Here is a 12,423-nt window from a genome sequence, read left to right on the forward strand (position 1 = left end):
ATGGCCCGTAAACCCGTCACAGATATGTCGGCATGGCCCTCTCTCACGCTTGAGGGCAATCTCATTGCGCCTGCAATGGTCGCTAAAATTGACCGAAGGGAAGCGCCTGAACAATCTGAGGAATCCTACGGTGTTCGCAAGGGACTGACGGCACGCGAGGAAATCTCGACCGCTTTTCGTGTTGGGCAATCGCATTACGATGCCTTTGCGGCGCTTGAAAACCCTTCCGTTGATGCCACGCGCCGGTTTGTCCGGAATTTTCTCAAAGAAACTTTCGGTTTCGACGATCTTGTCGCTGAAGGCGATATCATTTCGTTCATCGCGGGGACCCGCATACCAGTTGTCGTGGTTCCGCCGGAGGAATCGCTGGACAAACGAAGCCCAACGCTCTCCGTTGATCGCTCGCGATCTCCGGCCTTCGCCCTTCAGGATTATCTCAATGACAGGGAGGAGGCGCTGTGGGGCCTTGTGATCAACGGCACCCATCTTCGCCTCATGCGGGACAATGCCTCGCTGACGCGGCCCGCATACATTGAAGCCGACCTGGCCCAAATCTTTGCCAATGAGGATGCAGCATCCTTCGCCGCCCTCTTACTGATAATCCATCGCTCCCGCTTCGGAGCCGAAGGTGCACCCGCCACAGATTGCGCCCTCGAACGGTGGCGAGAAACCGGCTCCAAAGAAGGCGAAGCGGCCCGCGACCGTCTGGCCGATCAGGTCCAGATCGCACTTAAGGTGCTCGGCTCCGGCTTCCTCGAGGCTAACCCCGACCTAGCCGCCAAACTGAAATCCGGCGAAGCGAACCTCACCGAATGGTTCAACGAGCTCCTGCGCCTCGTCTACCGTTTGATCTTCCTCATGGTGGCTGAAGACCGGAACCTCTTGCACCCGGAAAAGGCCAAGGCCGACGCCCGCAAGCTGTACGCCGAAGGCTACAGTCTCGCTGCGCTTCGTACACAATGCTTCCGCGCTGCTACATGGGATAAGCACTTCGACCGCTTTGAAGGCATCAAGGTCGTTTTCCGCGCCCTCGCACATGGAGAGGAGCGGCTTGCCCTGCCGGCCCTCGGCGGCCTTTTTTCCGAGGACAAGCTGCCCCACCTCGAAACCGCGCGCTTGCGGAACAAAGGCTTCATGGAGGCGCTCTACCGCCTGTCCTGGCTCTCCGACAAATCTGGCATGGTCCCCGTCAACTGGCGCGCGATGGAAACCGAGGAACTGGGCTCGGTCTACGAATCCCTCCTCGAACTCCAGCCGCAGCTGGGCGATGACGGCAAGACGCTGCTCTTCGCCTCCGAGGCCGCCGAGCAGAAGGGCAACCAGCGCAAGACCACCGGCTCCTACTATACGCCCGACAGTCTGGTTCAGGCGCTGCTCGACACCGCGCTCGACCCCGTGCTCGACAAGACCGAGGCCGAGGCGGCCGATCCCGCCAAGGCGCTGCTGAAGCTCGCGGTCATCGACCCCGCCTGCGGCTCGGGCCACTTCCTGCTGGCCGCCGCCCGCCGCATCGCCACGCGCCTCGCCCGCATCCGCGCCGAGGGCACGCCCTCGCTCGCCGATTTCCGACATGCGCTGCGCGATGTCGCGCGCTGCTGCATCCACGGGGTGGACCGCAACCCGATGGCGGTGGAGCTGACCAAGGTCGCGCTCTGGATCGAGACGGTGGACCCCGGCCTTCCGCTGGGCTTCTTCGACGCGCAGATCCTCTGCGGCGATGCGCTGCTGGGGGTGTTCGACCTGAAGGTGCTGCAGGACGGCATCCCCGATGCCGCCTATAAGCCGCTGACCGGCGACGACAAGGACACGGCGAAATACTACCTGCAGGCCAACCGCGCTGCGACGTCGGGTCAGGGCGGGTTCGATTTCGGCACCGGCCAGGTTGCCATGCCCGAGATGAAGCCGCTGGCGGTGGATTTTTCGGGCTTCCGCGAACTGCCCGAGGATACGGTCGAACAGATCGGGGCCAAGGCTGCGCGGTTCATGGAACTGCGCAAGGGGCAGGCCTTTGTGTGGGCGAGGGCGGCGGCGAACCTTTATGTCGCGGCCTTCCTGCTGCCCAAGGTGGGCGGCGCACCGGCGGGGGCCTCGGCCCGCACAGTGCCGACGACCGAGGAGCTGTGGATGGCCCTCAATCAGGGCAAAATCAGGCAGGCGATGATGGACGCGCCCATGGCCGCCCGCCGCGCCCGCGCCTTTCACTGGCCGCTGGAATTCCCTGATGTGATGCAGCGCGGCGGGTTCGACGTGGTGCTGGGCAACCCGCCGTGGGAAAAATACACTATTCTCGAGAGGGAATTTTTCGTCGGCATTCCTGAAATCGCCGCTGAGGCCAACGCTACAAAACGCAAAAAGGCGATCGAGGCAGAACTGAGGCGGTCGCCAGCACTCGCTCAGGCTTGGAACGACGCGCAAAGAGAGGCTTCGGCGAGGGGGGCGTTTGTTCGCGGTTCCGGCAGATTCCCTCAATCCGCTGTCGGCGAATTGAATCTTTATCCCCTTTTTGGGGAACTATCGACACACTTGATCAAAAAGTCAGGTTGGTCAGGTTTGATACTAAAATCATTGATGTTTACAGGATCAACATGGAAGGCATTCACAGATAAGCTGATCGTTAGCGGACAGTTGCATGCCGTGTTTGATTTCAAGAACTGGGAGATGCTCTTTTCGTCGGTTGGATTTCATGAGCGCTACTCTCTGGCGACAATGGGACCAGCCCAACCCGATGCGAGTATTCAACTTGCAGTCGGCCTTACGAACCCAGCTCAGCTATCTGATGGCAAGTCGGTCATTGATGTTGATAGGGCCTTTCCTCGTCGCGTGAATCCAGAGACTGGAACGCTCCCGCAATGCGAGACTCCTGATGACCTCCGGATTCTCACGCGTGTTTCTAATTCCTTGCCTACCTTAGGGCAGTCGGATTGGAGCGCTCGCTATTCCAGCGGCCTCCATATGACAGGTGACGCGGCGGAACTGCGGAGCAGAGAGAGCCTAGAAGGAGATGGATTCGAACTCAGGGGCTCTTGGTTTGTGCGGGGTGTTGAGGAGTTTGCGCCTGTCTATGAGGGCAAATTCATCCACCAGTACGATCATCGCTTTGCAACCTTTGATGGAATTCCTGTCGAAAAGAGGTTTGGCATCAAGGCAGCGACGATTAACCCAACGGAAGAGCAAAAGGCTGATCGAGGTTTTGAAATTGTGCCGCGATATTGGGTGAGGCGTAAATTCTATGAAGAGAATACTCTTTCCAGGCGGATTAATTACGATTGGAACATCGCGTTCAGAGACACGACGAATGTCATCAGCAATTTTAGAACAGCGGTGGGTTGCATTGTTGGTCCGACCGCATTCAACTACAAGTGCCCGAATGTCGTGATAGCCGAGAGTGATCCGACCGCCTCTGCTCTTTTTCTTTCCATGTTTAACTCAGTCCCATACGACTATTTGCTACGACAAAAATTTTATGGGGCTAATTTCACTAAGTCGATGCTACTTCAAACATTTGTAGTTTCACGCGATAATCTTGCTCGCCATGAAGAGGCCTTACTCAATGCAGTGGCGTCCCTGACTAACACATCGGGTAGCGTCGCAAGATTTTGTGATGAGCTTGATCGTGTTGATCTTAGCGTAATTGATTTGGAGCAACGTATCGAACTCCGCGCTTGGGTCGATGCGCTATATTTCCACCTCTTCGGTTTTGAAGCCGATGAGATTGGCTATGTCTTCGACACATTTCCGATTTGGAAGGATAAATCGACCGAGATTTGGGGTCGGTTCCTCGAAAAAGAACGGACGAGGGCAATTTTTTCCGAACTCGGCCTGGCCGACGTTGTCGCTACGCCCGTCCCGTCACCCATTCAACTCCCGCCACTTGAGCAAATTGCCGCTGGCGTCTGGGCATGGCCGCAAGGTGTCGATGAGCGCGACCGCGTCCGTACCCAGCTTCGGGCGGTGGTAGGCATTTTGCCGAAGTCCTCCGACCTCCGCCGCGTGCGTCTCGCGACGCTGGCCTGCTTGCAACCGAGCCTGCTCGACGGCTTCCTTTCTGATACAGATCGCCAGGAGTGGCGGCGAATCGTGGGGCATCCGTCCGGCGTGACGCAATTGGTGCCGCCAACCAACGCGGCGTGGGGCGCGGCCTTCAATGAGCTTGTGTCGTCGGCCGTTCTGACTGTATCGCCGGATGGCGACGCATGGAGCGCGGGCCCAACTCTCGACCGATCAACCCTAAGCGTTGACGACCCGGCAGTCGGACGGGCACTTTTCGCATGGTCAAGGCTTCAGGCCGTCGATCTGGAACAGGGATTGACGCGGGTGTCTGCTGACATCCTCCCTTTCATTCAGGAGGGTCGCCTTGCAGCCTGATTTCTTCCAACCAGAAGAGATCGAGTTCACCTTGCCGGAAGGCCAGCAGGGGCCACGGCTTTGGGTCAGGCGCGTTGCACTCTGGCAGGATGCCTCAACACTCCTGCGTGACATTTCGCTTCGCCCGGGCGTCAACATCATCTGGTCGCCCGATCTTTCGACCAATGGCAGGGGCGCCACACCGCACGGGAGCGGGAAGTCGACGTTCTGCCGCCTGATCCGTTATTGCCTCGGGGAACGGCATTTTTCCAACGAAGACCAGCGCCCGCTGATGCAACACAAACTGCCCGACGGGTTTGTCGGCGCAGAGATCATGGTCGACGGTGAATGTTGGGTTGTGACCCGTCCGATCGGTATGAACCTGCCGTCGCGCGCGGTGCAAGCTAATCGTATCGAGGACACGTTCGACCAACTGCTGGTCGGCACCAATCCCCAAACGATCGCACCCGTGATTTCTGACCGGTTCTGCTCCGGCTATCGCGATCAGGTGCCTGATAATCTCAAATCAGACCAGGTCTGGGACGTGCTGCTCGGATGGCTTGCTCGCGACCAGGAGTGCCGACTGGATGATGTGTTCGACTGGCGATCAAAACGGTCTGGGTCCGGATCACCCGCGCAGGAACTGTCTCTTGAAACAAAGCTGACCGTCGTTCGCCTCGCAATTGGCGCTCTGTCGGCAGCGGAAGTTTCAGCGTCTGCTCAGGCAAGGACGTTCTCAAACGAGCGCGATAGACTTCGCCAGAAGTTGGGTCACCTCGATTGGTTTCAGCGACAGAGGTTTGATGAACTCTGCGAAAGCCTTTCATACCCGAAGGATCGCGATCCGTCCGACGAGATCGTACGGAAAGAGCTCATCGATCGCGCCAATGAGGAACTGGCAAAAGTCGCGGGCACGGATCATACGAAGGGCCGTACGCGGAGCGCGGATCAGCAAAAAAAGCGTCAAGCGCTTCAGGCTGAGCGAAACAAAATTGTTGAGGAAAGGGCTGACTTAAAGGCTCTACTGAAAGGCATTCCGAACGAAATTGCCGCTGCACGTACCGAGCAGGGCACGGAACAAGCCCGGCTGGAGACGGGCGTGATCGTCCGATGCACAATTTGCCACGTGAACATCGACGAAGTGAAAGCCAACGGCTGCGGGATCTCGCTGCAGCGCTGCAATCTCGACGAGGTTCGAACCCGGATTGATCGCGCGGAGAAGCGGATTGCGGATATGGAGCAGCAAAGGTCAACGCTCCCCGGTGAGATCTCCAGGTTAGATGCAGAGATAGCCAGCCTGGATCGGGAGATCGCCGCAATTGATGAGGCGTTCGTGAAAGTCGAGAAACAGCTGTCTGACGAAGACAAGAAACACATAAGCGCGCGGGAACTTGTGCGGGAAGCAAATTGGTTTGACCGCCAATTGAGTGAACGAGCTGCGGTCAGCGCACGCGTGGAATCTATCGAGAGTCAAATAGATGGACTGCGTGAATCTATGCGATTGGAACGGGAGCGCGCTGCTGCCGCTATCGGCAACCTCGAAACCATATTCCAGCAACTTGTCGCGAGTCTCATGCCCCGAGGATGCTCCGGCAAAATGTGGCTGGACGGGAACGGTTTGCATCCGGAGATACTTCTTGACCGCGGCATCGGGCTTTCTACGGCCGCTGTGGAGTCATTCAAGATCGTGGCGTTCGATCTGGCTGCGATGATCCTTTCCGCGAACGGCAACGCGAGCATACCGTCATTCCTCATCCATGACAGTCCACGCGAAGCTGATCTGGACGCTGATATATACTCGAATCTATTTGATTTCGTTTTGAGCCTCGAAGAAAAGTCAAGCCCTCCGCCCTTCCAGTATATCGTCACCACAACAACAGCCCCTTCGCAGCAGGCGCTTGCTCACGAAGCGATGCGTTTGCAGCTCTCATCCACACCGCCTGAGGCGCGGTTGTTTGCGATGGACTTCTGATGATTGAAAGCCCTCAGAGTTTCATCGTCTCAACCGAGTGCAGCAAGGCCGCTGAACAGCATGGCTTTCGGCGTCGGCTTGGTGAGACCGATGGGTGGGCGGCGTTCCAGTCGACGACGGCGCAGGGAACGATCTGGCTGGCTGCCGAAGGTCCGGCTGGCCCATGGTTCCTCGCGCTCGACCATGGAGGCGTGATCACGGAAGCGGGCCTGGCGGCCGACCCGCTGCAGGGCCCTGGCTTATCACGCTTCCGGTTCGGGACAATGCGGGAACTCTATTTAATCCTGCCTCGGATTTACCGGCTCGCTGCAAGCCTTCCGGATGCGCCCCTTCGCACGTTCCAGGCGAAGGTACAGGGGCTCCCCAGAACAACCGAGACCGAGCGTCTTGTCGTGCAGCGTATTGGACAGGACATTTTTCGCACCAGCCTCCTGGAATACTGGAACGGTCAATGCCCGCTCACTGGCATCACCGATACCGCTCTAGTCCGTGCCTCGCACATCATCCCCTGGAAGGATTGCGCGAGCGACGCCGAACGTCTGGACATTCACAACGGTCTTCTGCTCTCGGCGCTATGGGACGCGGCCTTCGACCGGGGCCTGGTGACCTTTGACGATGAAGGCCGACCACAATTCTCGCCGGCCCTGAGCGAGACGGCCCGCGCCGAGTTACGCTGGGACGTGCCAATCCAGTTGACCGACAAGCACAGGGAAAAACTCGCTTGGCACAGGGCGCACCATTTCCTGAACTAACAATCAATAAGCGCGTCCGGCATTGCCGGACCGGGCTGTCGTGAACCAAGCCCCGGCTATGCCGGGTCTTGGCCATTCGGCGTCCATCCCTCGCGCATTTAGGCGGCTCTGCCGCCCCGGATGAGCGGCCTTTGGCCGTTTCTTTTTTGTCTTTTTTTGGGGCCTGCGGCCCCTTGGCCGTCAAGGCCAGGCCCTTCGTTTCTCTGCGGGCGTCCGCCGGGGTTTCCCCAACCTTCCGTCCACTTCGTTGCCGTGCAGGTCGGGTGATCCCCCTCCCACGGCGGACGGCCTGTGACGGCCTCACCCCGCTCATTGCCGCGTGGCTAGTTCGGTTGCAGCAGCAGCGCAACCGCGACTAACCAAAAGGAGCAAAGGCAATGAAAGCTGATGTCTATACCCGTATCACTGACAAGATCGTCTCTGACCTTGAGCAAGGCGTTCGTACATGGCTCAAGCCATGGAACGCCGAGCACGCAGCCGGGCGGATTACACGACCGCTACGCCATAACGGTCAGCCCTATAACGGCATCAATATCCTGATGCTCTGGGCAACCGCCGTTGAGCGTGGTTTTGCCGCGCCGATCTGGATGACTTTCAAACAGGCTAAGGAGCTTGGCGCGCATGTGCGCAAGGGCGAGAAGGGCTCACTTGTTGTCTATGCCAATACCATCACCCGCACCGAGCTTGACGTAGATACCGGCAAGGAAGAGGAGCGGGATATTCCCTTCATGAAGGGCTATTCCGTCTTTAACGTCGAGCAGGTCGAGGGTTTGCCCGCGCATTTCTATGCCGTGGCCGAGCCGCAGCTTGATCCGGTCCAGCGTATCGATCATGCGGAGAAGTTCTTTGCCGCGACCTCTGCCGATATCCGGCATGGTGGCAATCAGGCTTATTACGCTGTCAGTTCCGACTATGTACAAATGCCGCCCTTTGAGGCCTTCCGCGATGCCGAGAGCTATTACGCCACCCTGGCCCACGAAACCACCCACTGGACGCGCCACCCCAAGCGCCTTGACCGCGACTTTGGCCGCAAGCGCTTTGGCGATGAAGGTTACGCCATGGAAGAGCTTGTTGCCGAGCTTGGTTCAGCCTTCCTTGCCGCTGACCTTGGCCTTACCCCCGAGGTTCGCGAGGATCACGCCGCCTATATCGGCTCATGGCTCAAGGTGCTGAAGAACGACAAGCGCGCGATCTTCACCGCCGCCGCTCATGCCCAGCGCGCCGCAGACTTTCTGCAGGGTTTGCAGACAAAAAAAGAAGATGATCGGGCCGCCGCTTAGGCGGCCCTTCTTTCCCGCCCGACCCAACCCCTAAATTTTCGGGCCGGGATATGCCCGGCCCGATGGCATTTTGCCAATACTCGCAAAATGCAAATCCGCCGCTTACGGTTTCGCGGCGTAGGCTCCGGCGCTTGCTCTGCGCCTGCGCCATGGTGCGCCGGTTGCCACCGGCGGCACCGTTCTTGTCGGTGACGGTTGCGTCATTGGCTTCGTTGCCGGTGTCTGTGCAGCCTGCATTGTTTTACGCTGCGCCTCGGGTAGGGAATCGAGCACCGATGCCCGTGCCTTTTCATCCGACCACGCCAGACGCTCGGTGTCCTCGTGGCTGACCGTCCGCCGTGCGCGGCGGAGCAACTCATCCGGCTTGAAAGGGTTCGTGCCTTCGCTCGCCAATACCTGTAGCTCCAGCAGCTCGTTCTGGTCCGTCGGATCAAACAGCACCTGGGCTGTGATGCTGCGTTCGCCGACCTTCACCCGGTGTTTTCGGTCGTAGCGGCTCGACTGAAACACGCCCTCATGCCAGCGGATCACATCGCCTTCGATAAACTCCGCCCCGCAGACCACCCATGTCTGCCCGGTCATGAGACACTCTGCTCGACCTGTTCCGCCGTGACCGGCGGTGCAACAGCAGGCGTGCCCACGGTTCCGCGCATCTGCTCCGAGACGACGTGGACGCCGCGCAGATCGGCATCATCGACCCGCATTCCTTCTATATAGGCCGTGCGGAAATCTACCCCGTCGAGGCAGGCCCCCGAGACATCCGCCCCGCGTAAATCCGCTCGCCGGAAATACGCCGCCCGCACATAGGCTTTGCGCAGGCTGGCCCCTTCGAGATTGGCGGCCTCGAAATCCACCCATGCCAGCGCACCAGCGCCGAGATCGGCACCGGCAAGGTTTGCACCCTCGACGCCCGCGCCGTTGAGGTTAACGTGCCGGAGGTCCGCGCCCTCAAGGTTTGCGCCTTCAAGATCGGCCCACCACATGCCTGCCGCGACCAGTTTGGCCCCCTTCAAACTAGCGCCGCGCAGCGATGCGCCTTTGAGCGATGCGCCGTTGAGATTTGCGCCGTCGAGGATTGCCCCGGCGAGGTTTGCGCCGCTCAGGCAAACCCCTTCGAGATTGCAGTTGGTCAAGTTCGCACCGGTCAGTCTGGCTTGCCGCAAATAGCCGCCGCTCAGGTCCAGACCCGCCAAACAAAAAACCTGCCCATCGGGCAGGTTGTTGTGGCGGAGGTGCTTGCAGAGCTCTTTGACGGAGGCGAACTCCAGAACCCCGAGAAATGTTCCGTCGGCTGAAATGATTTTAATATCAAACGGATTTTGTTGTTTGAATATCTCCATGATTATCTCCCGTATAGTATAGGAGATATTATACACGCCGAAGTAGAATCTAATATTAACGGCGCAATTAATTGTTAAATATCCGGTGTTTAATGATTAGCTTCCGGCCTGATTAAAATGCTCTTCCGCCATTGGGTTCGGATCGGCGTGGTCCTTCAGGCTGGATAGGAAGTAGGGCAGCTTCTGCGCCTTGATCGGTCGCAGGCCACCCCGGAAGAACAGCAGTTCCTCATCCGGCCCCATGTTCATCACTTCATCCGGCGTCATCAACGGGCGACCTGCCTCGCTCGTGCTTTCCCTGTCTCCGCTCGATCCGCTCGCCCACACCGTGGTCTTGCCGAGCATGTCCGAGGCGTATTTCGCCGTGAACAAATCCGCCGTGCCGAAGAACTGGATGATGCGGGCGTTGCCTATGAAGGTTTGCCAACCGTCCCGGTAATTGTCCTTGAGCTGATTCAGGTCCTGCAAGATCGGCCACATCTTCACGCCGTAAGCGCGCCCTTCGGCCATGCCGCGTTCGGCCATGCGCAGATGCCCGAGCGCGGCAAACTCATCGAGCAGGAACAGCACGCCGGGGCGAGATGGTCCTTTGGTGCGGGAAAGCGCCGTCAGGCTCAGCGTAATCATCAACCGAAGCCAGCGGGCAAACTGCCCGCTGACATGTTCGAACGGCAGGCAGAGGTAGATGGTCATGGGCTTGCGCTTGAGGTCCGCCAGGTCGAAGTCCGACGACCCAAGCACCAGCCGCATCCGGTTGCTGTCGAGAAAATTGGTGTGGCGTTGCGCGGTCGAGAGCACCGCCGGGCCTTCACGATCCGACTTCGAGAGGAAGCGGTTGGCGGCACGGGCAATCAGCCCGTCCGCTTGCACCAGCTTCGACATCTTGCGCAGCAGATCGGTCCAGTCTTCCGGGGCTTGGGTAATCAGCTCGCGCACCGTGAGCAGGTTGCGCCGATCCGGTTCTTCCATGAAGGCGACATAGAGGATCAGGCCGGTCAGCAGGGATTCCGCCTCATCGGCAAAATGACCCTCCACACCCGACGTGCCCTTGTCGCGGAGCACGAGGGCGTTCGCCATCATGGCGGCATCGTCGCCCACATCGTCGCTATTGATGTCGAGCCAGTCGAGCGGATTGAAGGCCGAACAGGGCAAGTCCCATGGCGGGCCTGCATGCAGGCCCCATGGGTTCAGGACATGGACTTCCTGCCCCATCTCGCGCCGTCGTTTCGCGGTGACTGCGGCATTCTCGCCCTTTGGATCGTTACAGATGACCGATCCTTCCCAAGTGAGGAGGTTCGGGATAACCGAGCAGACACCCTTACCGGCACCGGACGCGGCCACGGTAATCAAATGCCCGTCGCCATCGAACCACAGCCCATCATTGCTGAGGTTCGGATACTGGCCGAGATAGACGCCCGCATTGGCGAGTAGTCCGGCCTTTTTGATTTCCTTGTCCGTGGCGAACCGGGCCGAGCCGTGGGTGGTCGGTTGCAGCTCTTCTTCCTCGCCGCCGAAGAATGCCACGAGGGCGCGCCAGACGATTCTGGCCGCGAGATAGCCGAGCGCGGCAATCCCCGGCCAGAAGGCGAGGCTGTCCGACATGCGGTTGAAGTTGCCGGTATCGCCGGTAACGGCGTCGGCATAGAGCAGGAAGGGAATGCCGAGCCCGGCGCAGAGTTGCCACAGACGGACATGTTTCCATCTGGGGCGCGCTTCATCGTCGTCCTCTTCCTCGTCTTCTTGGGCGGTGTCTTCGGGTGATTTCGGGATACCGAACATCGAGAGAACGGCAAGCGCCGTGAAGAGCATTCCGGCTGCCAGCGATGCCATGGCGAGGGGCTCCCACCACAGCTCGTGATCGCCCTTGAGCAACAGCAGTGCCGCGAACGGAATCCCGACGAAGATTCCGGCAATCGTGACCAGTTCGCGGGTCTGCGTTTTCATCGCGGCTCCCGTGATGAGCGGGCCGTGTCATGGCTTCTCAGGCCATGCCAACGGACCGCGATATGCGCGGTGCAGGCCCCGGTGTCAGGGCGTTCGCGCGTTGTTCCGGCGGCCAAAATCGGCTACAAAAGCGAGCGGCAAGTGTCGCACATTTTCCATATATGTGATAGCCTGAAATATACCATAAGGTGAAGGGCAAGCCATGTGCGGTATAACCGCACGACCGGCCCGGCCCCGAATCGACGGTGTCGTTTCGGCACGCGTGCCTGGCTTGGCAAGGGGGTCTCCGGCCCCGTTGCATCCCCGGTCAGGACGCTTCGCCCCTGAACCCAGACCGCTGTTTCGACAGCGGCATCGACCAGCAACCGTGCTGGACCGGCCAACCCCTTCGGTTGGATGCGGCGTCGGGTTTCGCCCCGACATGACGACCAAGGCGCGCCGCCCTTGGAACCTGGCGAGGGGATAGCGCACCCCCTCAACCCGCGTCAGGGGTATGCCCCCTGAACCCGCACCAGCAACCGTGCTGGACTCTGCCAAGGAGGGCGTCCTTGGATGCGCACTTGGCGTGACGGAGGCGCGTATGGACAACCTGCCTGAGCTTCTTAGCGAGTTGCTGGATGAGGCGCCTTATCTGCGCAACGACATCGCCTTGATGATGGGATTGTCCTGTCAGGAGCGTCACTTTCTCCGCCGTTGCGCCAATTCGTGCGGAGTCCCGCTTGGGACATATATCCAGCTTATGATCCGCTCAGGTGGCGACCCCTTGCTCCCGCCACGAGGGGAAGGCTGAC

Annotated in this window: 8 protein-coding genes; 5 read left to right on the plus strand and 3 right to left on the minus strand. The window is 59.5% G+C overall.

Annotated features, from left to right (window positions below; translation table 11 throughout):
* The 4 genes from CMN55_RS00855 to CMN55_RS00870 all read left to right on the plus strand — a co-directional run bounded on the left by CMN55_RS00855 (window position 1) and on the right by CMN55_RS00870 (window position 8,348).
* Window positions 1-4,365, plus strand: coding sequence for an Eco57I restriction-modification methylase domain-containing protein (locus CMN55_RS00855; RefSeq protein ID WP_293947620.1), 4,365 nt, complete (start codon window positions 1-3; stop codon window positions 4,363-4,365).
* On the plus strand, window positions 4,355-6,316 hold the full coding sequence (locus tag CMN55_RS00860; protein WP_293947621.1) for a DUF2326 domain-containing protein: 1,962 nt from the start codon (window positions 4,355-4,357) through the stop codon (window positions 6,314-6,316). Before CMN55_RS00855 ends, CMN55_RS00860 begins: the two co-directional genes overlap by 11 nt.
* Window positions 6,316-7,068, plus strand: a complete 753-nt coding sequence (locus CMN55_RS00865; RefSeq protein WP_293947622.1) for an HNH endonuclease — start codon at window positions 6,316-6,318, stop codon at window positions 7,066-7,068. Before CMN55_RS00860 ends, CMN55_RS00865 begins: the two co-directional genes overlap by 1 nt.
* A gap of 377 nt (window positions 7,069-7,445) precedes the next feature.
* Window positions 7,446-8,348, plus strand: coding sequence for an ArdC family protein (locus CMN55_RS00870; protein ID WP_293947623.1), 903 nt, complete (start codon window positions 7,446-7,448; stop codon window positions 8,346-8,348).
* Between the two features lie 102 nt (window positions 8,349-8,450).
* On the opposite strand, the gene CMN55_RS00875 is transcribed toward CMN55_RS00870, so the two are convergent.
* The 3 genes from CMN55_RS00875 to CMN55_RS00885 all read right to left on the minus strand — a co-directional run bounded on the left by CMN55_RS00875 (window position 8,451) and on the right by CMN55_RS00885 (window position 11,632).
* Window positions 8,451-8,930 (minus strand): hypothetical protein, encoded by a 480-nt coding sequence (locus CMN55_RS00875; protein ID WP_293947624.1) that lies wholly within the window; start codon window positions 8,928-8,930, stop codon window positions 8,451-8,453.
* On the minus strand, window positions 8,927-9,688 hold the full coding sequence (locus CMN55_RS00880; protein WP_293947626.1) for a pentapeptide repeat-containing protein: 762 nt from the start codon (window positions 9,686-9,688) through the stop codon (window positions 8,927-8,929). Before CMN55_RS00880 ends, CMN55_RS00875 begins: the two co-directional genes overlap by 4 nt.
* A gap of 96 nt (window positions 9,689-9,784) precedes the next feature.
* Window positions 9,785-11,632 (minus strand): type IV secretory system conjugative DNA transfer family protein, encoded by a 1,848-nt coding sequence (locus CMN55_RS00885; protein ID WP_293947627.1) that lies wholly within the window; start codon window positions 11,630-11,632, stop codon window positions 9,785-9,787.
* 493 nt (window positions 11,633-12,125) lie between these two features.
* On the opposite strand from CMN55_RS00885, the gene CMN55_RS00890 reads away from it, so the two are divergent.
* Window positions 12,126-12,422 carry a hypothetical protein gene (locus tag CMN55_RS00890; protein ID WP_293947628.1) on the plus strand — a complete coding sequence of 99 codons (297 nt, stop codon included), beginning with the start codon at window positions 12,126-12,128 and terminating at the stop codon, window positions 12,420-12,422.
* Window position 12,423 lies beyond the last annotated feature (1 nt).

Origin of the sequence: Sneathiella sp., assembly GCF_002694385.1 — a bacterium.
Taxonomy (GTDB): Bacteria; Pseudomonadota; Alphaproteobacteria; order Sneathiellales; family Sneathiellaceae; genus Sneathiella.

Coding starts and splice junctions, on each gene's coding strand:
- CMN55_RS00870 (WP_293947623.1), top strand. CDS start 7,446: ATGAAAGCTGATGTCTATACCCGTATCACTGACAAGATCGTCTCTGAC.
- CMN55_RS00885 (WP_293947627.1), bottom strand. CDS start 11,632: ATGAAAACGCAGACCCGCGAACTGGTCACGATTGCCGGAATCTTCGTC.
- CMN55_RS00865 (WP_293947622.1), top strand. CDS start 6,316: ATGATTGAAAGCCCTCAGAGTTTCATCGTCTCAACCGAGTGCAGCAAG.
- CMN55_RS00855 (WP_293947620.1), top strand. CDS start 1: ATGGCCCGTAAACCCGTCACAGATATGTCGGCATGGCCCTCTCTCACG.
- CMN55_RS00875 (WP_293947624.1), bottom strand. CDS start 8,930: ATGACCGGGCAGACATGGGTGGTCTGCGGGGCGGAGTTTATCGAAGGC.
- CMN55_RS00880 (WP_293947626.1), bottom strand. CDS start 9,688: ATGGAGATATTCAAACAACAAAATCCGTTTGATATTAAAATCATTTCA.
- CMN55_RS00890 (WP_293947628.1), top strand. CDS start 12,126: ATGCCCCCTGAACCCGCACCAGCAACCGTGCTGGACTCTGCCAAGGAG.